Consider the following 24,698-nt stretch of genomic DNA (forward strand, 5'->3'; position numbering starts at 1 on the left):
GAAAGGCTCCTGCTTCTTATACGGTGGCACCGGCGGCAACTGAAGAGCTCGAGGCTGCGGGGGCGCCGGCACTGCCGCGCTCTACCCGTACAGCCGCACAGCTCTGCGCCGCCTGGGAGGCTTCCTGCAACTGGCGCAGCCGCTGCTGGTCCACCAGGTCTTGCAGGGAAACGGAATCGAGATAGTCGACCATCTTGCGGTTCAGCGTGGTCCAGAGCTCGTGAGTCATGCACTTGCCCGACTTGCCGTCCTTGCCGCTGGTGCAATCGTGCTTGCCGCCACAGTTGGTGGCATCCAGAGGTTCGTCGACTGCGAAAATGATGTCGGCCACAGTAACGTTGCGCGCCAAGCGGGCCAGCGAATAGCCGCCGCCCGGGCCCCGCACGCTGTCGACCAGTTCGTGGCGGCGCAACTTGCCGAAGAGTTGTTCCAGATAGGAAAGCGAAATATTCTGGCGCTGGCTGATCGCCGCGAGAGTCACCGGACCGCTGTGCTGCCGCATGGCCAGGTCGATCATCGCGGTGACCGCGAACCGCCCTTTCGTCGTAAGCCGCATGGTGGTTTCCTGTAAAACCGGCAGGCCACCCCGGATGGGCAACCAATACCTGAGTAATTACCTCAAGTATAGCAAATTCCCGACTAAATTGCTAAGTCATCGCAGTCGCAAAAAACCGCGCCTGGGCGCGGTTTTGCGGGAAAGCTGCGGTTCAGGCAGCCTGATATTGGGTTGCGCGCTTGCGGACGAGTTCGAGCACGCCCTGACAGGCGTCTTCAAGGTAATCGAGCACTTTGCCGAAACCTTCAGGCCCGCCGTAGTAGGGATCGGGCACCGTGGCTTCTTCGAATTCGTTGGCAAAGCGCATCAGCAGCATCAGCTTGTGCTGATATTGCTTGGGACACTGTTGCTGCAACGCAGACAGATTGTCCCAGTCCATAGCCAGAATGAGGTCGAATTCGCGGAAGTCGTCGGCCGTGACCTGACGAGCCAGGCAATGGCCGATCTCGTAGCCGCGCTTACGGGCCGCCGCCTGCGCGCGCGCGTCCGGCGCCTCGCCAATGTGATAGGCGTGCGTACCTGCGGAATCCACATGTACGACATCGCCCAAGCCGGCATCGTTCACCAAATGGCGAAAAACGCCCTCTGCGCTCGGCGAGCGACAGATATTACCCATGCAAACGAAAAGTACCTTGGTCATCATGGGTGCAAGTCTGAGGGAAAACCCGGAATATAGCAAGTTTTTTTTGCATTTGCGCAGTCATGCAGCGCGCGATAACAGCCATTGTTTATCTAAATCAAATCAATAGCTTATAGCGATCACTGAAAGCTTATTCTCGGTTTTTGTTGCGCCGCATTTGTAACAGCCGCGGAGCGCTGGCTGCGATGCAACACAAGGCTGTTATCAGCCCATTTTTAATGCCGATCCGGGGCCGCGCCATGCTAGGGGCCGCCGCCCAGCAAGACCTTCTGCTTGAGCGCATTGAGGGCGTCGCGCGCGGCGGCCGCCTGCTCGAATTCCAGGTTGCGCGCGTGATCGGTCATCAACTTTTCCAGGCGCCGGATTTCGCGCGCCATTGCCTTTTCGTCGGCCAGCAGTTCCGGCGCCACCGCGGCTTCGAGCGTATCGTGGCGCGCCGGGGCGACAATCCCGTCGATCAGCTCGCGCACGGCTTTGTTGACGCCGCGTGCGGTAATGCCGTGGTCGGCGTTGAACTTCAGTTGCTTGGCGCGGCGGCGCCCGGTTTCGTCGATGGCGCGCCGCATGGACGCCGTAATGTTGTCGGCATAAAGAATGGCGTGCCCGTTGAGGTTGCGCGCCGCGCGCCCGATGGTCTGGATCAGGCTGCGCTCGGACCGCAGGAAGCCTTCTTTGTCGGCGTCCAGGATGGCCACCAGCGAAACTTCGGGGATATCCAGCCCTTCGCGCAGCAAGTTGATGCCCACCAGCACGTCAAAGGTGCCCAGCCGCAGGTCGCGGATGATCTCGACGCGCTCGACGGTGTCGATGTCGGAATGCAGGTACCGCACGCGCACCCCGTGCTCGGCCAGGAAATCGGTAAGGTCTTCGGCCATGCGCTTGGTCAGCGTGGTGACCAGCACGCGTTCCTGGACCGCCACCCGCCGCTTGATCTCACCAAGCAGGTCGTCGACCTGCGTGCGCGCGGGGCGCACTTCGACCTGGGGATCGACGAGCCCGGTGGGGCGCACCACCTGTTCGACGACGTTGTCAGTGTGCTCCTGCTCGTAGGCGGCCGGCGTCGCGGACACGAACACGCATTGCCGCATGCGCGCCTCGAATTCTTCGAGGCGCAGCGGCCGGTTGTCGAGCGCCGACGGCAGCCGGAAGCCATACTGCACCAGCGTTTCTTTGCGTGCCCGGTCGCCACGGTACATCCCGCCCAGCTGTCCGATGGTGACATGGCTTTCGTCGATGAACATCAGGGCGTCGGCGGGAAGGTAATCGATGAGCGTCGGCGGCGGCTCGCCGGGCGCCGCGCCCGACAAGTGCCGGGAGTAGTTTTCGATGCCCTTGCAGAAACCGAGTTCCTGCAGCATTTCGAGGTCGAAGCGGGTGCGCTGCTCCAGACGCTGGGCCTCGACCAGCTTGCCTTCGGCGGTAAGCAGCTTCAGCCGTTCGCGCAGTTCTTCCTTGATCGTTTCGATGGCGCGCAACACGGTATCGCGCGGGGTGACATAGTGCGAACCCGGGTACACGGTGAACCGGGGCACCTTCTGGCGCACGCGGCCGGTAAGCGGGTCGAACAGTTCGAGCGACTCGATTTCGTCGTCGAAAAGGGTGACGCGCACGGCGAGTTCCGGGCTTTCGGCCGGAAAGATGTCGAGCGTTTCGCCGCGGGCGCGGAAAGTCCCGCGGGTGAAATCGGCGTCATTGCGGGTGTACTGCATGGCCACCAGGCGCGCCAGCACTTCGCGGCGCGAAATGCGATCGCCGGCGCGCAGGATCAGCACCATGGCATGGTAGTCGCCGGGGTTGCCGATACCGTATATGCACGATACGGTGCCCACAATGACTGTGTCGCGCCGCTCCAGCAGGCTTTTGGTGGCCGACAGCCGCATCTGTTCGATGTGCTCGTTGATGGACGAGTCTTTTTCAATGAACAGGTCGCGTGTCGGCACGTAGGCCTCAGGCTGGTAGTAGTCGTAATACGAAACGAAATACTCCACCGCATTCTTGGGAAAGAACTCGCGCATTTCGGCGTACAGCTGGGCGGCCAAGGTCTTGTTGGGCGCCAGCACCAGCGCGGGCCGCCCCAGCCTGGCGATGATGTTCGCCATGGTGTACGTCTTGCCCGAGCCGGTTACCCCGAGCAGCGTCTGGTACATGAGCCCGTCCTGTATGCCCTGCACCAGGCTGTCGATGGCCGTGGGCTGGTCGCCAGCCGGCGGATAGGGCTGGTACAAATGGAAGGGGCTGTCGGGAAAATCGACGAATCCGGGGGCGGTCATGCTAGACTGTTTCAGGGTAAACCCCCCATTATCCACAGCGGGCCTTCTCGCGTCCACACACCTTACTGAACTCCCATGAGCTCCCTTTTCGATTCCGTCGAACTTGCGCCGCGCGACCCCATCCTGGGTCTGAACGAACAGTACAACGCCGATACCCGCCCCGGTAAAGTCAACCTGGGCGTGGGTGTGTACTACGACGACGATGGCCGTATTCCGCTGCTGTCGGCGGTGCGCAAGGCGGAAATCGCGCGCATCGAGGCCGCGTCGGCGCGGGGTTACCTGCCGATCGAAGGCATCGCCGGCTACAACAAAGGCGCGCAAACGCTGCTGCTGGGCGCGGACTCCTCCCTGGCCGCAGAAGGCCGCGTCCTGACCGCCCAGGCGCTGGGCGGCACCGGCGCCCTGAAGATCGGCGCCGACTTCCTGCGCCAGTTGCTGCCGCAATCCAGAGTGCTGATCAGCAACCCCAGCTGGGAGAACCACCGGGCGCTGTTCGAACGCGCGGGCTTCACGGTCGATACGTATGCCTACTACGACCCGGCCACTCATGGCCTGGACTTCCCGGGCATGCTGGCCTCGCTGCAGGCCGCGCCGGAACAGACCATCGTGGTGCTGCACGCGTGCTGCCACAACCCCACCGGCGTCGACCCGACGCCCGAGCAATGGCAGCAGATCGCACAGGTCGTCAAGGCGCGCAACCTGGTGCCCTTCCTCGACATCGCCTACCAGGGCTTTGGCGCAGGCCTGCAGGAAGACGCCGCGGTAGTGCGCCTGTTTGCAAGCCTGGGGCTGACCATGCTGATCAGCTCGTCGTTCTCCAAATCGTTCTCGCTGTACGGCGAACGGGTGGGCGCGCTGACTGTAGTGGCCGGCAACAAGGACGAAGCCACGCGCGTGCTCAGCCAGCTCAAGCGCGTCATCCGCACCAACTATTCGAACCCGCCCACGCACGGCGGCACGGTGGTCTCCACCGTGCTGAATACGCCGGAGCTCTATGCGCTGTGGGAAGAAGAACTGGCTGGCATGCGCGACCGCATCCGCCTGATGCGCAAGGAACTGGTCGAGAAAATCGCCGCCGCAGGCGCCACGCAGGACTTCAGCTTCGTGCTGCAGCAGCGCGGAATGTTCTCGTATTCCGGCCTGACCTCCGCTCAGGTGGACGTCCTGCGCGAGCAACATGGCATTTACGCTGTGTCCAGCGGCCGCATCTGCGTGGCGGCCTTGAACAGCCGCAATATCGACACCGTCGCCAACGCGATCGCCGCAGTCATCAAGCAGTAAGCCCGGCCACTGCGCAGCAAGGCCCGTCCGGCAAAGGACGGGCCTTTTTTGTTGCGAGTCGGCTTTCCCCGCGGCCGGATCCGCGGCGACGCTCGTCCATGCCACACCCGTGCAACAAACCGGGCAGCCGCTCCCGCTGCGCGGCGCTTGCATTTTCGCCCGCGCTCGTCCAGAATCCACGCTGTATATCCATACAGTCCGCCTTTCGGATCATCGCCATGGCCACTAAACTCACCGACCGCCAGCAGGAAATCCTGGATCTCATCCGGGTTACGGTCGAGCGCACCGGTTTTCCTCCCACGCGGGCAGAAATCGCCCGCGCGCTGGGGTTCCGCTCGCCCAACGCCGCCGAAGACCATCTCAAGGCGCTGGCGCGCAAAGGGGCCATTGAACTCACAGCCGGCGCGTCGCGCGGCATACGCCTGAAAGACGCCGGCCACTCCTCCGCATCCGCTGCCGCCGCATCCGCTGCTGCATCGTCCGCGCTGGCCGGCATGGCCGACACCGTCGGGCGGCTGCTGCTGCCGCTGGTGGGCCGGGTGGCGGCCGGCAGCCCCATCCTGGCTGCCGAACACGTCGAGCGCGAAATCGGCGTCGACCCAGCCTTGTTCGCGCAGGCTCCCGACTACCTGTTGAAGGTACGCGGCATGAGCATGCGCGACGCAGGCATTCTGGAAGGCGACCTGCTCGCGGTAAAACGCGCCGCCGACGCTCGCAACGGGCAGATCATCGTCGCCCGCCTGGGTGACGACGTCACCGTCAAGCGCTTGCAGCGCCGCCAGGGTCGCATCGAGCTGCTGCCCGAAAACCCCGACTTCTCTCCCATCCTCGTCGACAACACTCAGGAATTCGCGCTTGAAGGTATTGCGGTAGGGCTGATTCGCACCCAACCGTTGCACTAAGGCGCCGCCGGCCTGGCCAAGGCGGCATCCCGCCGGCCCACAACGAGAGTCTCCGCGCCGGCAACGGTGTGCAAAAAAAACAGGGCGCCATATAGCGCCCTGTTTTTTTGCCCGGGCGGATAACCGCCCCTACAACCCTTAATGCTTGAAGACAGGGTCTGTCGGCGCAGGGTCGGCCGGCTTGCTGACCAGCGGCTCTTTCACGGCATCATCGTCGGCCAGGGGTTCGGGCTGGCGCTCAAGCGCCAGTTCCAGCACCTTGTCGATCCAGCGCACCGGCACGATCTCGAGCTGGTTCTTGACGTTGTCCGGAATCTCGGCCAAGTCTTTGACGTTTTCCTCGGGGATCAACACCGTCTTGATACCGCCACGATGCGCGGCCAACAGCTTTTCTTTCAAGCCACCGATGGGCAGCACCTCGCCGCGCAGGGTGATTTCGCCGGTCATGGCAACGTCGGCGCGCACGGGAATACCCGAAAGCGCCGAAACCATGGCCGTCGTGATGGCGATACCAGCCGAAGGGCCGTCCTTGGGGGTTGCGCCTTCAGGCACGTGTACGTGCATGTCGCGCTTTTCGAAAACACCGTCGGCAAAGCCCAGACGACGCGCCCGCGAGCGCACCACGGTGCGCGCGGCTTCTACCGATTCCTTCATGACGTCGCCCAGCGAACCCGTGCGCTGAATCGCGCCCTTGCCCGGCATGTCGGCGACTTCGATGGTCAGCAGGTCGCCGCCCACTTCGGTCCAGGCAAGCCCCGTGACCTGTCCGATCTGGTTCTCTTTCTCGGCCATGCCGAAGGTGTAACGCCGCACGCCCAGGTAATCGTTGAGGTTGTCGGCATTGACATGCACCGGCGCCGGCTGCGCGGGCTTGCCTTCGGCCTTGGCTTTGTCGGCTTCGGACAGCAGTTCCTTGACCACCTTGCGGCAAATCTTGCCGACTTCGCGCTCGAGCGCACGCACGCCGGCTTCGCGGGTGTAATACCGCACGATATCGCGCAGGGCCGAATCATCGACCGTAAGCTCGGACTCTTTCAGCCCATTGTTCTTCATCAGCTTGGGCAGCAGGTGGTCACGAGCGATGTGAACCTTTTCGTCTTCGGTGTAACCCGACAGGCGAATGACTTCCATACGGTCGAGCAGGGCCGGCGGAATGTTCAGCGTATTGCTGGTTGCCACGAACATGACATCAGACAGGTCGAAGTCGACCTCGACGTAATGGTCCTGGAACGTGTGGTTCTGTTCGGGGTCGAGCACTTCAAGCAGGGCCGACGACGGGTCGCCGCGAAAATCCATGCCCAGCTTGTCGATTTCGTCGAGCAGGAACAGCGGGTTGCGCACCGCCACCTTGCTCATGTTCTGCAGAATCTTGCCAGGCATCGAACCAATGTAGGTGCGGCGATGGCCGCGGATCTCGGCTTCATCGCGCACGCCGCCCAGCGCCATGCGCACGAACTTGCGATTGGTGGCGCGGGCGATCGATTGGCCCAGCGAGGTCTTGCCTACCCCCGGGGGGCCGACCAGACACAGAATGGGCGCCTTGACCTTGTCCACACGTTGCTGCACGGCGAGATATTCAAGGATGCGTTCCTTGACCTTTTCCAGGCCGTAGTGGTCGTCGTCAAGTACCTTCTCGGCATTGCCGATAGAGTTGTTGATCTTGCTCTTGCGCTTCCAGGGAAGGTTGATCAGCGTGTCGATATAGTTGCGCACCACCGTGGCTTCGGCGGACATCGGCGACATCAGCTTGAGCTTCTTCAGTTCGGCGTCGGCCTTTTTGCGCGCCTCTTTGGGCATGTGCGCGGCGATGATCTTCTTCTCGAGTTCCTCGATGTCAGCGCCCTCTTCGCCTTCGCCGAGTTCCTTCTGGATGGCCTTGACCTGCTCGTTCAGGTAGTAGTCGCGCTGGCTTTTCTCCATTTGCTTCTTGACGCGGCCACGAATGCGCTTCTCGACCTGGAGGATATCGATCTCGGTTTCGAGTTGCGTCAGCAGCCCTTCAAGGCGCTCGGAGGTGCCCAGGATTTCGAGCATCTTCTGCTTTTGCTCGAGCTTGAGCGGCAGATGCGCGGCGATGGTGTCGGCCAGGCGGCCGGCGTCATCGATGCCTGCAAGCGAAGTCAGGATCTCGGGCGGGATCTTTTTGTTGAGTTTGACGTACTGCTCGAACTGGGCCACGATGGCGCGGCGCAGCGCCTCGGTTTCGGCCCCCTGCACGACGTCATGCGCCACGGGGGTCACCTGGCACACGAAGTGCGATTCGGCGTCTTCGATGCTGTCGATGCGGGCGCGCTGGGTGCCTTCGACCAATACCTTTACGGTGCCGTCGGGCAGCTTGAGCATTTGCAGGATGCCCGCCACGCAGCCGATTTCATAGACGTCTTCGGGCGTGGGGTCGTCCTTGCCGGCGGACTTCTGCGCCACCAACATGATGCTCTTGCCGGCTTCCATTGCCACCTCGAGCGCCTTGATCGAACGCGGGCGCCCGACGAACAGCGGGATGACCATGTGCGGGAACACCACGACGTCGCGCAGCGGAAGCAGCGGCAGATCGATGGGTTCTGAAGGCAGGGTCTGGCTGGCAGACATAAAAAATTCCTTGTGAGACTCGGCGTATCGGTACGGACGTCCGGTCGGACGTTTTTATCCGTATGGGTTACGTCTGATATGGGAACGATAGCCGAAAAATCAAGCGGCCGGCATCCGGGCGGGCGCTATAGGCAAAAAAACCCGTTACGTAACGGGTTTTTTTGCTTCATTCATTTTCAGGCTGCCGCACCTCGAACCTGGTTGCGCGCCGGCTTGTCGGGCGCGGTGGTTTCGTCGGCGTAGATCAACAGCGGCTTGCCGTCGCCGTCGATGACGTTCTCGTCGAGCACCACCCTGCCGACATTGCCCTGGGAAGGCAGATCGTACATGGTGTCGAGCAATGCCGCCTCGATAATGGAGCGCAGCCCGCGCGCGCCCGTCTTGCGCTTGAGCGCCTTGCGGGCGATGGCCTTCAGGGCCCCCGGACGCACGTCGAGTTCCGCGCCTTCCATGGCGAACAGCTTCTGGAACTGCTTGATGAGCGAGTTCTTGGGCTCGGTAAGAATTTGTACCAGCGCGGCCTCGTCAAGCTCGTCGAGCGTGGCGACCACCGGCAGTCGACCCACCAGTTCGGGGATGAGCCCGAACTTGATCAGATCTTCCGGTTCGACTTCGCTGAACAGTTCCCCTACCCCGCGCTCGGACTTGGCGCGCACCGAAGCCGAAAAGCCGATGCCGGACTTCTCGGTGCGGTCGCGGATGACCTTTTCGAGCCCGTCGAAGGCGCCGCCCACAATAAACAGAATGTTGGTCGTGTCGACCTGGACGAAGTCCTGGTTGGGGTGCTTGCGGCCGCCCTGCGGCGGCACCGAGGCCACCGTGCCTTCGATGAGCTTGAGCAAGGCCTGCTGCACGCCTTCGCCGGACACGTCGCGCGTGATCGACGGGTTGTCGGATTTGCGCGAGATTTTGTCGATTTCGTCGATGTAGATGATGGCGCGCTGCGCCTTCTCGACCTCGTAGTTGCAGTTCTGCAGCAGCTTCTGGATGATATTTTCGACGTCTTCGCCTACGTACCCGGCCTCGGTCAGTGTCGTGGCGTCGGCCATGACGAAGGGCACATTCAGCATGCGCGCCAGGGTCTGTGCGAGCAACGTCTTGCCCGAGCCGGTAGGCCCGATGAGCATGATGTTGCTCTTGGACAGTTCAACGTCGTCGCCCTTGATCTCGCCGTGACGGATGCGCTTGTAGTGGTTGTATACGGCCACCGCCAACATGCGCTTGGGCAGGCTCTGGCCAATGACGTACTGGTCGAGGAACGTCTTGATTTCGGACGGCGTGGGCAGCTCGGACCGTATGGCCGCACGCGCACTGGCCTGCGCTTCTTCGCGGATGATGTCATTGCAGAGGTCGATGCACTCGTCGCAAATGAACACCGATGGCCCCGCGATCAGCTTGCGGACTTCGTGCTGGCTTTTATTGCAGAACGAGCAATGCAGCACCTTTGCGTCGGCCGATCCCTTCTTGTCAGGCATATGTGTTTCGTATCTCTGGTGAGAATATGGCGGCCCGGGCCGGGCCGGCACATTCAGCGCTTACTCGGACGTGACGGTACCGCACTGCCCGCGGGATTACCGCGGCCTAGCTCTCGGAGCGGGATGCGAGAACCTTGTCCACCAGACCATACGATACCGCATCTTCGGCGGACATGAAGTTGTCACGCTCGGTGTCTATGGCGATGCGGTCGACGGGCTGGCCGGTATTCTCTGCCAGGATGCGGTTCAGGCGTTCGCGCAGGTCCAGGATCTCGCGAGCCTGGATCTGGATGTCGGAAGCCTGCCCCTGCGCCCCGCCCGAGGGTTGGTGGATCATGATGCGCGAGTTGGGCAGCGTGAACCGCTTGCCCTTCTTGCCCGCGGCAAGCAGGAACGCGCCCATGCTGGCCGCCAGGCCCGTGCACAACGTGGACACATCGGGCTTGACGAACTGCATGGTGTCGTAGATTGCCATGCCGGCATAGACCGACCCGCCGGGCGAGTTGATGTACAGCGAGATGTCTTTGTCAGGGTTTTCCGATTCCAGAAACAGCAGCTGCGCCACGATGAGGTTGGCCGTGTTGTCGTTGACGGGGCCCACCAGGAACACGAGGCGCTCGCGCAGCAGGCGCGAGTAGATGTCGTAGGCGCGCTCGCCGCGCCCCGACTGCTCGATGACCATCGGGATGTATCCCAGCCCGGTGGGCGTAACCGACGCCCCACCGTACATTGACGCGTAGAAATCGGTAAAACGCTGCATATGTTTATGCCATCCCCATCAACTGATCGAAGGCCACCTGTTCTTCAGTGACCTTGGCTTGGCTGAGCACGTGCTCAACGACGTTGTCTTCGAGCACGATAGCCTCGATTTCGGCACGACGCTGGCGATCAGCAAGGTAGTAGCTGACCACCTGAGCCGGCTGCTCGTAGTTTTGCGCGAACTCTTCGATGCGCGCGCGCACCTGCTCCGGCTTGGCCTGCAACTGGGCCTGCTTGACCAGTTCGGACACCAGCAGGCCCAGACGCACGCGACGCTCGGACTCGGTGGTGAACATTTCGGCCGGGATCGGCACAGATTCGGCATTGGGCACACCGCGCTGCTTGAGTTCTTCGCGGGCGGCCTGCACGCGGCTCTGCACGTCGCTGTCGACCAGCGCCTTGGGCACATCGAATTTGCCGGCTTCGACCAGGGCGTCCATGACGCTGGCCTTGGTGCGGCCCTGGGTGCGAGCCTTGACCTCGCGCTCGATGTTGGTGCGGACGTCGGCCTTGAGCTTCTCGACATCGCCTTCGGCCTGGCCGAGCGCCCGGGCGAACTCGGCGTCGACCTCGGGCAGGATGGCTTCGGCCACTTCCTTGACGGTGATGGTGAATTCGGCGGTTTTGCCCGCCACTTCCTTGCCCTGGTAGTCGTCGGGGAACTTGAGCGGGAACACTTTGCTTTCACCGGCCTTCAAGCCCGTGGCCGCCGCTTCGAACTCCGGCAGCATGCGACCCTGACCCAGCACGAACGGGAAGTCCTCGGCCTTGCCGCCTTCGAACGGCACGCCGTCGATGGTGCCCGCAAAGTCGAGCGTGACGCGATCGCCATCCTGGGCGGCGCGGTCGGTGCGGGCTTCGTAGGTAGCGCGCTGCTTGCGCAGCACATCGAGCGTCTGTTGCACTTCGGCGTCGGTCACAGGCGTGGCGTAACGCGTAACGGACAAGGCCGAAAGGTCGGGCAAGGTTACTTCGGGATAGACCTCGAACGTGGCGCTGAAGGCCAGGGTGTCGTCGGCAACACCTTCAGTCTTGGGCTCGAGCGTGGGCGCGCCCGCGACGCGCAACTTGGCGCCCTCGACGGCTTGCTCAAAGGCGCGGCCGACTTGGCCGTTGATGACGTCGTAGCGGATGCCGGGGCCATGGCTGCGTTCGAGCATGGCCAGCGGAGCCTTGCCAGGACGGAATCCGGGCACCTTGGCGGTACGGGCAACGCGCTTGAGTTGCGCCTGGACTTCCTTTTCGACGTCGGCCACGGAAACCGTCAGATCGACACGGCGTTCCAGACCAGATAGGGTTTCAACCTCAGGCTGCATCAAATTTTCCGAAAGTAAGTGAACGAACAGGTAAACGGCGCATTTTACCGTAAAGCTCCAGGCCCCTGCTTGAACGGGTAGCCAGACCTGGGGAACTCCCCACCCTGTGCCGCCTGAACGGCCCGTCAATACCGGCCGGCAGGCGCAGCAACTGCCATATTTGTTTACATCTTTGTCGGCTCGCGCCGATAGCGGTCAGACAAAAACGCCCCGCCCGGCCCAGGGCCGGCGAGGCGCACGATACCCCTGCGGACAGCGCCGCAGCGGTCAGCTGGTGACTTTGATGTTCTTGGCGCTAGGGCCCTTCGGCCCTTGCCCGACTTCGAACGTCACTCGCTGGTTTTCCTGCAGCGACTTGTAGCCTTCGCTGCTGATTTCCGAGTAATGCGCGAAAAGGTCTTTACTGCCGTCGTCGGGAGTAATGAACCCGTAACCCTTTTCAGCGTTGAACCACTTGACGATGCCTGTTGCCATGGATGTGCCCTTCACCTTCGGAATAGCGATTGCTCGCGGGACGCCAGATCTTCAAGGATGGGATGGGCAACTGGCTACCGTGTACGGCGACTGGAGCGGCGACCACGTCGCTTGAGAATCTCGCTCAGCCAGTGTATGGGGGAACCCGGAAACGCGTCAACGCCCGTACACGAGCGCGGCCGGGATGAACGCGCGCGTCTGCCCCGGCGCCGGACAGACCGACTGGATGGCGCACCAAATAAAAAAAGCCCCCGAAGGGGCTTTTTTAGTGCCAGGAGCTTAGATCACCTGGATTTTCGTGGCTTGCGGACCCTTGGGGCCGTTAGCGGTCACGAAGCTGACGCGTTGGTTTTCTTCCAGGGACTTGAAGCCGTTGGCCTGGATTTCCGAGAAGTGCGCGAACAAATCCTTGCCACCCGCTTCCGGGGTAATGAAGCCGTAGCCCTTTTCCGAGTTGAACCACTTAACAACGCCGGTTTCCATACTGTATTTCCTAGAGATAATGGGCAAATGCCCGGGGGTCACGAATCAACAAGGAGGGGACAGTAGAACAATAACGCTGGCCGGAAAAGGCACTGCACTGAACGAAAATCGCAACGCTTGAGATCGTGTCCCGACACTATCGTTAGGTTCCCCTCACAAGTCAACATAATCCTCAAAAATACGTGCCAATAATGCAACAAAGCGAAACGGCACACGGGTGATATTGGAACCAATCCGCGTCCGAGCGGTCCGCGCGCGTCGCGCGAAGGCCGGGCAAGCCTGTGGCGCCGGGCCGCAATCGCGCGCTAGTCGAGGGGAACGCCCAGGAGATCCAGCGCGGCGTTGTATGCGTCTTCATCCGCGCACAGGAACACAACCACATCTGCCGGATTGACGTTTTCGAGCACCTGGTCCACCTGCTCTTGCGCGGTATCTACAGCATCGACCGCAGCCACATGGATATCGGCACCGGCCTCGGCTTTGTCGCGCGGCACGATATCGGCCACCATTTCGAGGTCGGGCGCGCCAATGACGACGTAAGCGTCGATACGCTCGCCGTCGAGCGTGGTCTCGAGGTGCACGCCGTGCGCGATTGTTGCAACTTGACGACTGGTTATATCCATGGCTTATGCATCCGTAGGTGTGCGCCGGGCCGCGACTATACCAGCCGCGTCGGAAACTGTCGCACGCACCACACAAGTGCTGGTATGGTGTGATCTGGTCTTGTCCGGGAGCGGCCCATGCAGCGTGATTTTGATCTGGTGGTAACGATTTTGAGTGAACTGCGCAATGCCGATGCGGCGTCGCTGTCGCAGCAGGATATCGAGGCGGCCGTGGCGGCCAGCATGCCGGACGCGCCGGCCACTGCCGTGATGGTGCACCATCTGGACATCCTTGCGGACGCGGGGCTCATCTCCATGGTCGCGCAAAACGGCCAGGCAAGCCAACCGCATTGGCGCTTGACGTGGAAAGGACACGATGCGCTGGACCAGCAGGATGAAGACGACGAGGAGCCGGAAGGCGACGACTGAGTGTGCCGCGGTGTCAGGCGCTGCCGGGCGGCAGGCGCCTGGCCCGGCGCAGGCGCCACACCTTGCGCGACACCAGTGTGGCGGCCGTGCCGATGACCAGTGAAAACATGAAGGCTGCAACGGCCAGCAAGGTGACGATATCGCCGAGCCCGGCGCGGCCGGCAAGCACAACCACCAGCACCACCACCAGGGCCGATATCGCCGCGACGCCCGCCAGGCTGCGCGCCACGGTCGCGCAACGGCCCAGCAGCGCGCCGCCGGCCAATGCCGCGGCCACGATGGCCGCCATGGCCCAGAAAAGGTCTTCGTAGTGCTGCACGGTGACTCTTGCTGATGGGGCCGACCCGGCCCAGCCGCCGCCCGTTCAGGCTGCGGCGAAATGAGTTGGTGCGAAGGGCGGGACTCGAACCCGCACACCTGTTACGGCGTCAGGACCTAAACCTGGTGCGTCTACCAATTTCGCCACCTTCGCAAAGCCAAGCCCGGTATTGTAGCTTGCTTGCTAAAATCTTGCGTCATGAACTCGCGCCTTGATGCCCTGCACTCTTATCCCTTCACGAAATTGCGGGCGCTGCTTGAATCGGCCGGCCCCCCGCCGGCCGATATTGCTCCCATCGACCTGTCGATAGGCGAGCCCAAGCACGCCGCCCCTGCCTGCGTAGGGCAGGCGCTTTGCAACAATCTCGGGGGCTTGTCGGTGTACCCGGCCACCAAGGGCGACCCCGCGCTGCGCGCGGCCATTTCCCAGTGGCTGGCGCGCCGCTACAGCATTCCTGCCCCCAACCCTGACACCCAGGTGCTGCCGGTGCTCGGTTCGCGCGAAGCCTTGTTTTCGTTCGCACAGACGGTGCTGGACGCAGCACAACAGCCGCTGGTGGTGTGCCCCAACCCCTTCTACCAGATCTACGAAGGCGCGGCCTTGCTGGCTGGCGCACAGCCCTACTACGTCAATGCCGACCCGTCGCGCAACTTTGGCTGCGACTGGCTGGGCGTGCGCGAGGCGACATGGCGGCGCACGCAGCTGGTGTTCGTCTGCACGCCGGGCAACCCCGCAGGCAACGTCATGCCGCTGGAAGACTGGCGCATCCTGTTCGACTTGTCGGACCGCTATGGTTTCGCGATTGCGTCGGACGAGTGCTATTCGGAGATCTACTTCGAGGAGGGCGACGCGCCGCTGGGCGCCTTGCAGGCGGCTCGCAGGCTCGGGCGCGACGACTACAAGAATCTGGTGGTGTTCTCGAGCCTGTCCAAGCGTTCGAACGTGCCGGGACTGCGCTCGGGCTTTGTTGCGGGCGATGCGCGCCTGCTGGACCGCTTCCTGCTGTACCGGACCTATCATGGCAGCGCCATGAGCCCGGTTGTCTCGGCCGCCAGCGTCGCGGCCTGGAACGATGAAACCCATGTGCGCGACAATCGCGCCCAATATCGCGAAAAATTTGCCGCCGTCGTGCCGCTGCTGCAGCCCGCGCTCGATGCCCGGCATCCGCAGGCATCTTTCTACCTGTGGCTGCCGGTGGCCGGGTCGGACACGGCATTCGCACGCGATCTTTACGCACGCACCGGCGTTACCGTGCTGCCGGGCAGCTACCTGGCCCGCGAAGCGCACGGGGTCAACCCCGGCCATGGCCGCATCCGCATCGCCCTGGTAGCGCCCCTGGCACAATGCGTCGAGGCCGCGGGCCGCATTGCCCAGTTTGTTCGCACCACGCTTTGATCAACCCTTTTTACGTAGCTGAGCCGTTATGACTCTCGATCTTCAGACCACCATCGAAAACGCCTGGGAAAACCGTACCAGCCTGTCGCCCGTCGACGCCACCGCCGAAGTGCGCGAAGCCGTCGACCAGACCATCGCCGCGCTGGATCTGGGCCGCCTGCGCGTGGCCGAGAAAACCGAGGCGGGCTGGATCGTGCACCAATGGATCAAGAAAGCCGTGCTGCTGTCGTTCCGCCTGTACGACAATGCCATCATGGGCCAGTCGCCCATGCAGTTCTACGACAAAGTGCCGCTGAAGTTCGCTGAATTCGGCGACACCGCATTCCAGCATGGCGGCTACCGCGTTGTGCCGCCCGCGGTAGCGCGCCGGGGCGCCTTCATTGGCCGCAACGTCGTGCTGATGCCGTCGTATGTGAACATCGGCGCCTATGTCGATGAAGGCACCATGGTCGACACCTGGGCCACGGTGGGCTCGTGCGCGCAGATTGGCAAGAACGTGCACTTGTCCGGCGGCGTGGGCATCGGCGGCGTACTCGAGCCCCTGCAAGCCAACCCCACCATCATCGAGGACAACTGCTTCATCGGCGCGCGCTCGGAAGTCGTGGAAGGCGTCGTCGTTGAAGAAAACTCGGTGCTGGCCATGGGCGTGTACCTGTCGCAAAGCACCAAGATCTACGACCGCGCCACGGGCAAGGTCACGTACGGCCGCATACCGTCCGGCTCGGTCGTGGTGCCCGGTTCGCTGCCGGCCGAAGACGGCTCGCACAGCCTGGCTTGCGCGGTGATCGTCAAGCGCGTCGATGCGCAGACGCGCGCCAAGACCAGCATCAACGACCTGCTGAGGGCCTGATGAACGCCAACAGCGCCGTACTCGCGCTGGTGCGCGAGCTGATCGCCCGCCCTTCGGTCACGCCGGATGACGTCGACTGCCAGGTGCTGCTCGCGCAGCGCCTGGAGCAGGCAGGCTTTCGCTGCGAGACCATCGCCCGCGGCGGGGTCACCAACCTTTGGGCGCGGCGCGGCAGCGCCGGGCCCCTGGTGGTGTTCGCCGGTCACACCGATGTGGTGCCGCCGGGCCCGCGCGAAAAATGGGATAGCGACCCGTTCGTGCCGACCGAACGCGACGGCCACCTGTACGGGCGCGGGGCGGCCGACATGAAAAGCTCGATTGCCGCCTTCGTGGTGGCGGCCGAGGAATTCGTGGCCGCCCATGCCGGCCACGCCGGCTCGATCGGCCTGCTGCTCACCTCGGATGAGGAAGGCCCCGCGGTGGATGGCACCGTCATCGTCTGCAATGAACTGCAGGCGCGCGGCGAACAGATCGATTACTGCATCGTGGGCGAACCCACGTCGGTGGACGTGCTCGGAGATACCTGCAAGAACGGGCGGCGCGGCTCGCTGTCGGGCCGGCTCACCGTCAAGGGTATTCAGGGTCACGTGGCTTATCCCCACCTGGCGCGCAACCCGGTACACCAGCTGGCCCCCGCCCTGGCGGAACTGGCGGCCACGGAATGGGACCACGGCAACGAGTACTTTCCACCCACCACGTTCCAGGTATCCAATTTGCGGGCCGGGACGGGCGCCACCAATGTCGTGCCTGGCGAGGCGGTCGTGCTGTTCAACTTCCGGTTCTCGACCGCCAGCACGCCGGACGGCCTGAAGCAGCGCGTCCATGCGATGCTGGACAAGCACGGCCTGGAATACGAACTGCAATGGGAACTGGGCGGCGAACCCTTCCTGACACCCCGCGGCACGCTTACCGACGCGCTGGTCGAAGCCATACGCGCCGAAACAGGGGCGGCGGCCGAACTGTCCACCACGGGCGGCACATCCGACGGCCGCTTTATCGCCAAGATCTGCCCGCAGGTCATCGAGTTCGGTCCGGTCAACGCCACGATCCACAAGGTCAACGAGCGCATCGCGCTCGACGCGCTCGAACCCCTGAAGAACATTTACCGGCGCACGCTGGAAAATCTGTTGCTGCCCCGCTAGGAATTCATGCCACCTGCTTCTCACCCCGAATTGCAGACACTGCGCGACCTGATCCGCTACGGCGTCTCGCGCCTGCGCGAGGCCGGCGTCGCGCTGGGCCACGGCAGCGACAACGCCTGGGACGAGGCTGTCTACCTGGTCTTGCATGCCCTGCACCTGCCACTGGACACGCTGGACCCGTTCATCGACGCCAGGGTGCTGCCCGACGAACGCGCGCGCGTGCTCGACCTGCTGGAACGGCGCGTAACCGGGCGCATGCCGGCGGCCTATCTTACCCAGGAGGCCTGGCTGTGCGGACATCGGTTTTATGTCGACCCGCGCGTCATCGTGCCGCGCTCGCCTATTGCAGAACTGCTGGAGCAAGGCCTGGCGCCCTGGGTCGAGCCTGACGCGGTAGGCACGGCACTGGACATGTGCACGGGCTCGGGCTGCCTGGCGATCCTGGCTGCGCTGGCGTTTCCCGATGCGCATGTCGATGCCGTGGACGTTTCGGCAGACGCGCTGGAGGTGGCGCGCCGCAACGTCGACGACTACGGCCTGCAGGACCGCCTTACCTTGTATCGCAGCAACCTGTTCGACGAACTGCCGCAACGCGCCTATGACGTGATCGTCTGCAATCCGCCATATGTAAACAGCGGCTCGATGGCCACCCTGCCCCAGGAATATCGCCACGAGCCCAGCCTGGCGCTGGCCGCAGGCGTGGATGGCATGGATCTGGTGCGCAGCATTCTGGCTGCCGCGCCGAGTTACCTGGCGCCGCAAGGCGTGCTGGTGCTCGAAATCGGGCATGAGCGCGAACACTTTGACGCGGCTTTTCCGCAGCTGCAGCCCGTGTGGCTGGACACCGAAGCGGCCAGCGACCAAATCTTGCTGCTCGCACGCGACCAGCTCGCCCCGCATACGGCCACGCCGTGATACGCGCTACAGGATTGACCTTGCGTCGCGGCACCAAGGTGCTGCTCGAAGGCGCAGATTTCGTGGTGAACCCGGGCGAGCGCGTGGGGTTCGTTGGCAAGAACGGCGCCGGCAAATCATCGTTATTCGCCTTACTTACCGGCAGCCTGGATCCGGACGCCGGCACACTGGACGTGCCGGCCGGCTGGCGCATTGCGAGCGTGCAACAGGAAATCGCCGCCGATGATCGCCCGGCGCGGGAATTCGTCATCGACGGCGACACGCACCTGCGCGATCTGCAGGCGCAGCGCGCGGCCGTGCCGGACGACCAGGGCACGCGCATCGGCGAACTCGAGGCGGCACTGTCCGAAGCAGGTGCCTGGAGCGCCAATTCGCGCGCCGAGCAGCTGCTGGCTGGGTTGGGTTTTGCTCCGGACGAATGGCTCAGGCCTGTGGCCAGTTTTTCGGGCGGATGGCGCATGCGTCTGGCGCTTGCGCGGGCGCTGATGGCGCCTTCCGAACTGCTGTTGCTGGACGAGCCCACCAACCACCTGGACCTGGACGCGATGTTGTGGCTGGAGAAGTGGCTGGCCGCCTATTCCGGCACGGTGCTGCTGATTTCGCACGACACCGAATTCCTGGATGCGGTCGCGCGCGTCATCCTGCATTTCGACCACGGCAAACTGATCCGCTATCGCGGCGGTTACCAGGACTTCCTGACCCAGCGCGCCGAAAGGCTGCGCCAGACCGGCCTTGCGCATGAGCGCCAGGCGCGCGAAGCTGCCCGCCTGCAGAGCTTCATCGACCGCTTCAAAGCCAAGGCTTCCAAGGCCAAGCAGGCCCAAAGCCGCGTCAAGGCATTGGCCCGCATGGAAGCATTGGCGCCGGTACATGCCGAGGCAGGCATCGATATACGCATCCCGTCGCCCGACCATATGCCAGACCCGCTGCTGGCGCTGGAAAATCTGGCCGCGGGCTATACCGATGCATCCGGAACGCAGGTGCCCATTCTGCGCGACGTCACGCTGATGGTGCGCGCCGGCAGCCGCATCGGCATACTCGGCGCCAACGGGGCAGGCAAGAGTACCCTGATCAAGACCCTGGCCGAAGAGCTGCCGGTGCAGGCCGGCCAGCGACGAGCGTCGCGGGGCCTGGCGATTGGCTATTTCCACCAGCACCAGCTCGACATGCTGGATCTGCAGGCCACCCCGCTGGCGCACCTGGCACGCCTGGCGCCCGATGCGCGCGAACAGGAACTGCGCAATTACCTGGGCGGATTCGGCTTTTCGGGCGACGCGGCCACCGGCCTGGTGGGCCCGATGTCCGGCGGCGAAAAGGCGCGGCTGGCACTGGCATTGATTGTCTGGCAGAAACCCAACCTGCTGCTGCTGGACGAACCCAGCAACCACCTGGACGTCGAAACACGCGAGGCCCTGGCCACGGCCCTGGCCGAGTTTTCCGGCAGCATGTTGCTGGTGTCGCACGACCGCCATCTGCTGCGCACCACTGTCGACAGCTTCTGGATTGTGGCCGATGGCCAGGTGCGCGAGTTCGATGGCGACCTGGAAGACTATCGTGACTGGCTGAACCAACGCAACGCCGCGATGCGGGCCGAGGCGCGCGCAGAAACCGCGGCCCGCGATCCGGACAATGCTGCGCCCGACCGCAAGACCCAGCGCCGCCTCGAAGCGGAACAACGCCAGAAACTGGCGTCGCTGCGCAAGCCGCTACAGACGCAGCTGGACAAAGTAGAACGCGAAATGGACCAGTTGCGCCAACGGTTGCACGCACTGGACGCGCTGATCGCGGACCCCGATCTTTATTCGGACGCCCGCCGCGTCGAGCGGCAGCAGGTGATGGCCGAACATGGCGAACTGGCCAAGCGCCTGGATGTGCTTGAAGAAGAATGGCTGCAAGTCCAGACATCACTGGATGAACTGGCCGCCTCGTCCGGCAACTGATCGCCCCCAGCCATGGCGCAGGGCCTGTCCCGGCACTGCGCCATGCGGGCCGCGTTACGAGTACGGACGATCGCGCTGCTGGCGATGATCGGCCACGACCACATCGATAATGGCACGCAGGATCGTCACGGCAAGATCAGGAGGCACGCCGGCGTCGATGGCAACATCGCGGATACGCTCGAGCTGCTGTTGAGCGCGCTCTTGATCAAAGGGATCCAGCCCGCCCGCCTGCTTGAGTTCGGCGATCATGTCGGTGCAGCGAAACCGCACGCCCAACAGCAGCATGATCTGTTGATCGATCTCGTCGACTTCGGCGCGCAGAGCCGCCAATTCGGTTTGGGTGTCGTCGCTGCTGCCCATGTGCCTACCCCTGGATGATGTCCAGTTTGGCGATGCCCAGCGCCAAGGTCTTGGCGCCCACGTCGCGAAACTGGATCTGAGCCTGTGCGTCCTGGCCCGCGCCGCTCAAGCCGATGATGGTGCCGTCGCCAAAGCGCGCATGCCGCACCCCCTGCCCGATACGATACTGCCTGTCGCCGACGGTGACCCCGCTGGTGACTCCCCTGGGCTGGCGAGGCGAGATCGTGCCGGTAGACCGGCGGCCGAAAGCGTCGCCGCGGCTCGCCCAGCCTGAATCGCCAAAGCCGCTCTGCGCGGGTATCGACCCCATGCGGGGCGTCAGCCATTTCAAGTGCTGCTCGGGGATTTCGTCCAGAAAGCGCGAGCGCATTGCATAGCGCGTCTGGCCGTGCAACATGCGGCTCTGGGCCAGGCTGAGATACAGGCGCTGGCGGGCGCGGGTGATCGCCACGTACAGCAGGCGCCGCTCTTCCTCAAGGCCGGCGGGCTCGAGAATGCTGTTTTCGTGCGGAAACAGGCCCTCTTCGAGGCCGGTGATGAACACCGCGTCGAATTCCAGCCCCTTGGCTGCATGGACGGTCATGAGCTGGACAGCGTCCTGACCGGCCTGTGCCTGGTTGTCGCCGGCCTCGAGCGCCGCGTGGGCCAGGAAGGCCGCCAGGGGCGTCAGGCCATCTGAAGGCACATCCGGCCCCAGGTCGGGCACACGCCCCGCCGGCAGCCCCTCGTAGTTCTCTTCCGAGGCGAATACGGCCGCCGCGGTGACCAGTTCGTTAAGGTTTTCAAGGCGCTCGGCACCCTCGCGCTCGGTCTTGTAGTGAGCGATCAGCCCGCTCGCCTCGAGCATGTGGCCGACCAGCTCGGGCAGCGGAAGGTCTTGTGTTTCGTGCGCCAGGCGTCCGATCAACTGGGCGAATTGCGCCAGGTTGGCGCCGCCTTTGCCCGGCACTCGGGCCACGGCCCCGAACAGGCTGGAATCTTGCGCGCGCGCCGCATCGGCCAGCAATTCGAGCGTGCGCGCTCCGATGCCGCGCGTAGGAAAATTGACGACCCGCATCCAAGACGTGTCGTCATGGGGGTTGGCCATCAGACGCAGGTAGGCCAGTGCGTGCTTGATTTCCTGACGCTCGAAAAAGCGCAACCCGCCATACACCTTGTACGGGATGCCGGCAGAGAACAGCGCGTGCTCCAGCACGCGCGATTGGGCGTTACTGCGGTACAGCACGGCGATTTCGCGTCGCAGGCTGCCTTCGTTGATAAGTGACCGCACTTCGTCGACGACCCACTGCGCCTCGAGGCCGTCTGTGGGCTGTTCGACCACGCGCACCGGCTCGCCTTCTCCCTGTTCCGTCCAGAGGTTCTTGCCCAGGCGGCCACTGTTATGGCCGATGAGCGCATTGGCGGAATCCAGGATATGCCCGTACGAGCGATAGTTCTGCTCCAGGCGGATGACGGTGCCGCGCGCGTAGTCGCGCTCGAAGTCGGCCATGTTGCCGACATTGGCGCCACGGAATGCGTAGATGGATTGGTCGTCGTCGCCCACGGCAAAGATGGCGGCGCCGCCGCCGGCCAGCAGCTTCAGCCACTGGTATTGCAGCGTATTGGTGTCCTGGAACTCGTCGACCAGGATGTGGCGAAAGCGCCGCTGATAGTGTTCGCGCACGGGGGCATTGCGGCTGAGCAATTCGTACGCGCGCAACAGCAGCTCGGCGAAATCCACCACGCCCTCGCGCTGGCACTGGGCTTCGTACAGTTGATAGATTTCGACCAGCCTGCGCTGGTGGCTGTCGTAGGCCTGCACATCCGCCGGGCGCTGGCCGTCTTCTTTGGCGCCGTTGATGAAGCGCTGCACGTCCCGCGGCGGATATTTGTCGTCGTCCAGGCCATTGGCCTTGAGCAGGCGCTTGATTGCAGCCAGTTGATCTGCCGTGTCGAGGATCTGGAACGTTTGCGGCAGTCCGGCGTCGCGGTGGTGCGCACGCAGCAGGCGGTTGCACAGGCCGTGGAATGTACCGATCCAGAGGCCGCGCGTGTCGATCGGCAAAATGGCCGACATGCGAGCAACCATCTCGCGCGCAGCCTTGTTGGTGAACGTGACCGCCAGCAGCCCAAAAGGACTGGCCTGGCCGGTTTGAATCAGCCAGGCCATGCGGGTGGTGAGCACCCGGGTCTTGCCGCTGCCCGCCCCGGCCAGGACCAGGGCATGCTGCGGTTCGAGCGTTACGGCGGCACGTTGTTCAGGATTGAGCTTCTCTAGCATCATGCCGCGTAGCGGCTCAGGCGATGCGCGAATTGCTCGAGCCCGGCGATGCCGCTTTGCTGGGCGCGTTGGCACCAGGCCTGCAGGTCGTGCAGCAGTTGTTCGCTGCTGGCACTGGAACTTTCCCACAGGCGGCCGAGTTCGCGGCGCATCTGCACCAGCGTTGCCAGGGCCGTGTTCTGTGCGATGGCCTGGTCGACCTCGGCACGCTGCTCGGGTTGCAGCACTTCTTCGTTGCGATGCAGCCAGCGGCGCACGCGTTGCAGGCGCGAGACGGATTCATCCTGGGCCGACTGGCGCTTGGCAAGCTCTTCGCGCACAGCGGTCTTGACGATGTCGGCATAGCGCGCCATGACTTCGTAGCGGTGCGTGATGACGCCTTGCAGCGTGCGCAGGTCGATGGCCTTGGCGCTGGATTCGAGCTTGAGCTTGGGCGCAACCTTCTTGACCTTGGCCAGGCCGAAGAATTTGAGCACGCTGATATAGCACCAGCCGATGTCGAATTCGTACCACTTGGCCGAGAACTTGGCCGAAGTGCCGTGCGCATGGTGGTTGTTGTGCAGCTCTTCGCCGCCGATCACGATGCCCCACGGAAACACGTTGGTGCTGGTATCGGGGCTGTTGTAGTTGCGGTAGCCCCAATAATGGCCGATGCCGTTGACCACGCCAGCCGCCCAGAAGGGGATCCAGGCCATCTGCACGGCCCACACCGTCAGGCCGACGGCGCCGAACAGCGCGACGTCGATGCCCAGCATGATCAGCACGCCCATCAGGCTGTGCTTGGAATACAGGTTGCGCTCGAGCCAGTCGTCGGGCGTGCCGTGGCCGAACTTGGCCATGGTTTCTTTATTATTGGATTCCAGGCGGTACAGCTCGGCGCCACGAAACAGCACCTTCCAGACGCCGAACAGCATGGGCGAATGCGGGTCGCCTTCTTTCTCGCATTTGGCGTGGTGCTTGCGATGGATGGCAACCCATTCCTTCGTGACCATGCCGGTGGTCAGCCAGAGCCAGAACCGGAAGAAGTGCATGACTGCCGGATGCAGATCAAGGCCGCGGTGCGCCTGGCTGCGGTGCAGGAAGATCGTGACCGACACGATGGTGACATGGGTCAGGGCCAACGTGTACAGGACGATCTGCCACCACGTGGCTTGGGCTAAGCCCCCGGAAAGAAAGGAAAGGAATTGATCCATAAAGCTTTTTGCGACCCTCGCAGAAAAGAATGCCAGGGAGTTTAGCCTACCTGGTTGGCTTAGGACAGCCGGTTTTCAAAATAGTTTTCAATGACAAATCAAGGACTAAGCCTTGCACTCTTCGATAATACTGCTGCACACTGTCCGCGCCATGCGACCCCTTTTCTTGTTATGTCTGTGCGTTACAGCGACGCAAGCGGCGGACCTGAACACTGCGGTTACGCAGGGCCAGGAACTGCCCTTGGGCACGTATTACGAGATCGACCGGGGAAGCTGCCAGGCACTGGCCGCCCCCCGGGTGCGACTGGGGGAAAAACCGCGCCTGGGGCGCGCGACCGTTGTAAAACTCCAACGGCAAGTCGTACAGACGGGAGGCCGCTGCGGGACCATGGCGGTACCTGCCGTGCAGATCCGCTACCAGGCGCTGCAACCGGGCAGCGACACGATGGCATGGGAAGTCACGTACCAGGCGCGCGGCGCCGCCCCCAGAGAGATCGACGCCGCCATACGTGTCATGCCGCGCCCCGCGCCCGCCCGACCCAGGTAGC

Annotated in this window: 23 protein-coding genes and 1 tRNA gene; 9 read left to right on the forward strand and 15 right to left on the reverse strand. The window is 63.5% G+C overall.

Annotated elements, in window-relative coordinates; translation table 11 throughout:
• Positions 1-16: 16 nt before the first annotated feature.
• The 3 genes from iscR to uvrB all read right to left on the reverse strand — a co-directional run bounded on the left by iscR (position 17) and on the right by uvrB (position 3,466).
• Positions 17-556 (reverse strand): Fe-S cluster assembly transcriptional regulator IscR, encoded by a 540-nt coding sequence (iscR, locus tag CAL18_RS08615; protein ID WP_026638124.1) that lies wholly within the window; start codon positions 554-556, stop codon positions 17-19.
• Positions 557-707: 151 nt separating this feature from the next.
• Positions 708-1,199 carry a low molecular weight protein-tyrosine-phosphatase gene (locus CAL18_RS08620; RefSeq protein WP_026638125.1) on the reverse strand — a complete coding sequence of 164 codons (492 nt, stop codon included), beginning with the start codon at positions 1,197-1,199 and terminating at the stop codon, positions 708-710.
• A 239-nt stretch (positions 1,200-1,438) separates the two neighbouring features.
• Positions 1,439-3,466: an excinuclease ABC subunit UvrB gene (gene uvrB, locus CAL18_RS08625; protein WP_094817691.1), complete on the reverse strand. Its 2,028-nt coding sequence runs from the start codon at positions 3,464-3,466 to the stop codon at positions 1,439-1,441.
• Positions 3,467-3,541: 75 nt separating this feature from the next.
• Between uvrB and CAL18_RS08630 the strand changes: the two genes are divergently transcribed.
• Positions 3,542-4,747 carry an amino acid aminotransferase gene (locus tag CAL18_RS08630; protein ID WP_094796696.1) on the forward strand — a complete coding sequence of 402 codons (1,206 nt, stop codon included), beginning with the start codon at positions 3,542-3,544 and terminating at the stop codon, positions 4,745-4,747.
• A 218-nt stretch (positions 4,748-4,965) separates the two neighbouring features.
• On the forward strand, positions 4,966-5,649 hold the full coding sequence (lexA, locus tag CAL18_RS08635; protein ID WP_026638128.1) for a transcriptional repressor LexA: 684 nt from the start codon (positions 4,966-4,968) through the stop codon (positions 5,647-5,649).
• Positions 5,650-5,787: 138 nt separating this feature from the next.
• Here lexA and lon read toward each other — a convergent pair whose 3' ends face one another.
• The 7 genes from lon to CAL18_RS08670 form a co-directional block, all read right to left on the reverse strand.
• Positions 5,788-8,238: an endopeptidase La gene (lon, locus tag CAL18_RS08640; RefSeq protein ID WP_026638129.1), complete on the reverse strand. Its 2,451-nt coding sequence runs from the start codon at positions 8,236-8,238 to the stop codon at positions 5,788-5,790.
• A 176-nt stretch (positions 8,239-8,414) separates the two neighbouring features.
• A complete protein-coding gene (gene clpX / locus CAL18_RS08645) occupies positions 8,415-9,713 on the reverse strand; it encodes an ATP-dependent Clp protease ATP-binding subunit ClpX (RefSeq protein ID WP_026638130.1) in 1,299 nt (432 codons plus the stop codon).
• 106 nt (positions 9,714-9,819) lie between these two features.
• Positions 9,820-10,473 (reverse strand): ATP-dependent Clp endopeptidase proteolytic subunit ClpP, encoded by a 654-nt coding sequence (gene clpP, locus CAL18_RS08650; RefSeq protein ID WP_026638131.1) that lies wholly within the window; start codon positions 10,471-10,473, stop codon positions 9,820-9,822.
• A 4-nt stretch (positions 10,474-10,477) separates the two neighbouring features.
• Entirely contained in the window at positions 10,478-11,788 is a 1,311-nt protein-coding gene (gene tig, locus CAL18_RS08655; protein WP_094796698.1) for a trigger factor, read from the reverse strand.
• Positions 11,789-12,055: 267 nt separating this feature from the next.
• On the reverse strand, positions 12,056-12,262 hold the full coding sequence (locus tag CAL18_RS08660; RefSeq protein ID WP_026638133.1) for a cold-shock protein: 207 nt from the start codon (positions 12,260-12,262) through the stop codon (positions 12,056-12,058).
• Positions 12,263-12,541: 279 nt separating this feature from the next.
• On the reverse strand, positions 12,542-12,745 hold the full coding sequence (locus tag CAL18_RS08665; RefSeq protein WP_026638134.1) for a cold-shock protein: 204 nt from the start codon (positions 12,743-12,745) through the stop codon (positions 12,542-12,544).
• 305 nt (positions 12,746-13,050) lie between these two features.
• On the reverse strand, positions 13,051-13,368 hold the full coding sequence (locus CAL18_RS08670; protein ID WP_026638135.1) for a hypothetical protein: 318 nt from the start codon (positions 13,366-13,368) through the stop codon (positions 13,051-13,053).
• 117 nt (positions 13,369-13,485) lie between these two features.
• On the opposite strand from CAL18_RS08670, the gene CAL18_RS08675 reads away from it, so the two are divergent.
• A complete protein-coding gene (locus CAL18_RS08675; protein WP_094817692.1) occupies positions 13,486-13,776 on the forward strand; it encodes a DUF2513 domain-containing protein in 291 nt (96 codons plus the stop codon).
• Between the two features lie 13 nt (positions 13,777-13,789).
• On the opposite strand, the gene CAL18_RS08680 is transcribed toward CAL18_RS08675, so the two are convergent.
• Both CAL18_RS08680 and CAL18_RS08685 read right to left on the reverse strand, forming a co-directional pair.
• Positions 13,790-14,095 carry a hypothetical protein gene (locus CAL18_RS08680; RefSeq protein ID WP_432759138.1) on the reverse strand — a complete coding sequence of 102 codons (306 nt, stop codon included), beginning with the start codon at positions 14,093-14,095 and terminating at the stop codon, positions 13,790-13,792.
• A gap of 66 nt (positions 14,096-14,161) precedes the next feature.
• A tRNA-Leu gene (locus CAL18_RS08685) sits at positions 14,162-14,248 on the reverse strand.
• 45 nt (positions 14,249-14,293) lie between these two features.
• On the opposite strand from CAL18_RS08685, the gene dapC reads away from it, so the two are divergent.
• The 5 genes from dapC to CAL18_RS08710 are packed head-to-tail and all read left to right on the forward strand — an operon-like array spanning position 14,294 to position 20,337.
• On the forward strand, positions 14,294-15,490 hold the full coding sequence (dapC, locus tag CAL18_RS08690; protein ID WP_170940302.1) for a succinyldiaminopimelate transaminase: 1,197 nt from the start codon (positions 14,294-14,296) through the stop codon (positions 15,488-15,490).
• 28 nt (positions 15,491-15,518) lie between these two features.
• Positions 15,519-16,340, forward strand: a complete 822-nt coding sequence (dapD, locus tag CAL18_RS08695; protein ID WP_026641161.1) for a 2,3,4,5-tetrahydropyridine-2,6-dicarboxylate N-succinyltransferase — start codon at positions 15,519-15,521, stop codon at positions 16,338-16,340.
• The gene (dapE, locus tag CAL18_RS08700; RefSeq protein ID WP_094817693.1) at positions 16,340-17,482 is read left to right on the forward strand and encodes a succinyl-diaminopimelate desuccinylase; all 1,143 of its coding nucleotides are present in this window, start codon (positions 16,340-16,342) and stop codon (positions 17,480-17,482) included. Before dapD ends, dapE begins: the two co-directional genes overlap by 1 nt.
• A gap of 6 nt (positions 17,483-17,488) precedes the next feature.
• Positions 17,489-18,397: a 50S ribosomal protein L3 N(5)-glutamine methyltransferase gene (prmB, locus tag CAL18_RS08705; RefSeq protein WP_094817694.1), complete on the forward strand. Its 909-nt coding sequence runs from the start codon at positions 17,489-17,491 to the stop codon at positions 18,395-18,397.
• Positions 18,394-20,337 carry an ABC-F family ATP-binding cassette domain-containing protein gene (locus CAL18_RS08710; RefSeq protein ID WP_094796701.1) on the forward strand — a complete coding sequence of 648 codons (1,944 nt, stop codon included), beginning with the start codon at positions 18,394-18,396 and terminating at the stop codon, positions 20,335-20,337. Before prmB ends, CAL18_RS08710 begins: the two co-directional genes overlap by 4 nt.
• Positions 20,338-20,391: 54 nt before the next feature.
• Here the strand turns inward: CAL18_RS08710 and CAL18_RS08715 are convergent, their stop codons facing one another.
• From CAL18_RS08715 to CAL18_RS08725, 3 genes are read right to left on the reverse strand one after another with little or no spacing between them, the layout of a single operon-like run.
• A complete protein-coding gene (locus tag CAL18_RS08715; RefSeq protein ID WP_026641165.1) occupies positions 20,392-20,697 on the reverse strand; it encodes a chorismate mutase in 306 nt (101 codons plus the stop codon).
• 4 nt (positions 20,698-20,701) lie between these two features.
• Complete coding sequence (locus tag CAL18_RS08720; protein WP_094817695.1) at positions 20,702-22,960, reverse strand: UvrD-helicase domain-containing protein; 2,259 nt, start codon at positions 22,958-22,960, stop codon at positions 20,702-20,704.
• Positions 22,957-24,150 carry a DesA family fatty acid desaturase gene (locus CAL18_RS08725; protein ID WP_094796703.1) on the reverse strand — a complete coding sequence of 398 codons (1,194 nt, stop codon included), beginning with the start codon at positions 24,148-24,150 and terminating at the stop codon, positions 22,957-22,959. The genes CAL18_RS08720 and CAL18_RS08725 overlap by 4 nt, the downstream gene beginning before the upstream one ends.
• A gap of 388 nt (positions 24,151-24,538) precedes the next feature.
• Here CAL18_RS08725 and CAL18_RS19825 point away from each other — a divergent pair, with 388 nt between their 5' ends.
• Positions 24,539-24,697, forward strand: coding sequence for a hypothetical protein (locus CAL18_RS19825; RefSeq protein WP_155807786.1), 159 nt, complete (start codon positions 24,539-24,541; stop codon positions 24,695-24,697).
• The last annotated feature ends 1 nt before the right edge of the window (position 24,698 follow it).

It is taken from the genome of Bordetella genomosp. 7 (assembly GCF_002261415.1).
Taxonomy (GTDB): domain Bacteria; phylum Pseudomonadota; class Gammaproteobacteria; order Burkholderiales; family Burkholderiaceae_B; genus Bordetella_A.

Bases quoted from the DNA above. Each gene is read 5' to 3' on its own strand.
- iscR (WP_026638124.1), bottom strand. From the start codon at position 556: ATGCGGCTTACGACGAAAGGGCGGTTCGCGGTCACCGCGATGATCGAC.
- CAL18_RS08620 (WP_026638125.1), bottom strand. From the start codon at position 1,199: ATGATGACCAAGGTACTTTTCGTTTGCATGGGTAATATCTGTCGCTCG.
- uvrB (WP_094817691.1), bottom strand. From the start codon at position 3,466: ATGACCGCCCCCGGATTCGTCGATTTTCCCGACAGCCCCTTCCATTTG.
- CAL18_RS08630 (WP_094796696.1), top strand. From the start codon at position 3,542: ATGAGCTCCCTTTTCGATTCCGTCGAACTTGCGCCGCGCGACCCCATC.
- lexA (WP_026638128.1), top strand. From the start codon at position 4,966: ATGGCCACTAAACTCACCGACCGCCAGCAGGAAATCCTGGATCTCATC.
- lon (WP_026638129.1), bottom strand. From the start codon at position 8,238: ATGTCTGCCAGCCAGACCCTGCCTTCAGAACCCATCGATCTGCCGCTG.
- clpX (WP_026638130.1), bottom strand. From the start codon at position 9,713: ATGCCTGACAAGAAGGGATCGGCCGACGCAAAGGTGCTGCATTGCTCG.
- clpP (WP_026638131.1), bottom strand. From the start codon at position 10,473: ATGCAGCGTTTTACCGATTTCTACGCGTCAATGTACGGTGGGGCGTCG.
- tig (WP_094796698.1), bottom strand. From the start codon at position 11,788: ATGCAGCCTGAGGTTGAAACCCTATCTGGTCTGGAACGCCGTGTCGAT.
- CAL18_RS08660 (WP_026638133.1), bottom strand. From the start codon at position 12,262: ATGGCAACAGGCATCGTCAAGTGGTTCAACGCTGAAAAGGGTTACGGG.
- CAL18_RS08665 (WP_026638134.1), bottom strand. From the start codon at position 12,745: ATGGAAACCGGCGTTGTTAAGTGGTTCAACTCGGAAAAGGGCTACGGC.
- CAL18_RS08670 (WP_026638135.1), bottom strand. From the start codon at position 13,368: ATGGATATAACCAGTCGTCAAGTTGCAACAATCGCGCACGGCGTGCAC.
- CAL18_RS08675 (WP_094817692.1), top strand. From the start codon at position 13,486: ATGCAGCGTGATTTTGATCTGGTGGTAACGATTTTGAGTGAACTGCGC.
- dapC (WP_170940302.1), top strand. From the start codon at position 14,294: ATGAACTCGCGCCTTGATGCCCTGCACTCTTATCCCTTCACGAAATTG.
- dapD (WP_026641161.1), top strand. From the start codon at position 15,519: ATGACTCTCGATCTTCAGACCACCATCGAAAACGCCTGGGAAAACCGT.
- dapE (WP_094817693.1), top strand. From the start codon at position 16,340: ATGAACGCCAACAGCGCCGTACTCGCGCTGGTGCGCGAGCTGATCGCC.
- prmB (WP_094817694.1), top strand. From the start codon at position 17,489: ATGCCACCTGCTTCTCACCCCGAATTGCAGACACTGCGCGACCTGATC.
- CAL18_RS08715 (WP_026641165.1), bottom strand. From the start codon at position 20,697: ATGGGCAGCAGCGACGACACCCAAACCGAATTGGCGGCTCTGCGCGCC.
- CAL18_RS08720 (WP_094817695.1), bottom strand. From the start codon at position 22,960: ATGATGCTAGAGAAGCTCAATCCTGAACAACGTGCCGCCGTAACGCTC.
- CAL18_RS08725 (WP_094796703.1), bottom strand. From the start codon at position 24,150: ATGGATCAATTCCTTTCCTTTCTTTCCGGGGGCTTAGCCCAAGCCACG.
- CAL18_RS19825 (WP_155807786.1), top strand. From the start codon at position 24,539: ATGGCGGTACCTGCCGTGCAGATCCGCTACCAGGCGCTGCAACCGGGC.